Origin of the sequence: Pseudomonas sp. Root562 (genome assembly GCF_001427125.1) — a bacterium.
GTDB lineage: Bacteria > Pseudomonadota > Gammaproteobacteria > Pseudomonadales > Pseudomonadaceae > Aquipseudomonas.
In genome coordinates this window covers 1-220 of sequence record NZ_LMGK01000001.1, presented here as the reverse complement: position 1 = coordinate 220, position 220 = coordinate 1, and the positions used below count along the sequence as shown (strand labels likewise).

General features: G+C 48.6%; 1 rRNA gene (cut by a window edge). It reads right to left on the bottom strand.

Annotation, left to right across the window (positions count from 1 at the left end):
• Nucleotides 1-37 (bottom strand): 5S ribosomal RNA (gene rrf, locus ASD60_RS00010) (it extends 110 nt beyond the left edge of the window).
• Between the last annotated feature and the right edge of the window lie 183 nt (nt 38-220).

Genomic DNA, 220 nt, shown 5'->3' with positions numbered 1-220 from the left:
TGGGATCAGGTGGTTCCAATGCTCTATGGTCGTCAAGAAATTCGGTGTGCCGACTCGTCTTTCAACGCGTCGGCAAATTGGGTATGCGATAGTTTTCGGTGTTTGCAAGCGTCGAACTTTCGGTTCATTTCGTCTTCACACACCGCAATCTGGCCTCTCTCGAGTTCGCAAATTGCTTGGGTGTTATATGGTCAAGCCTCACGGGCAATTAGTATTGGTT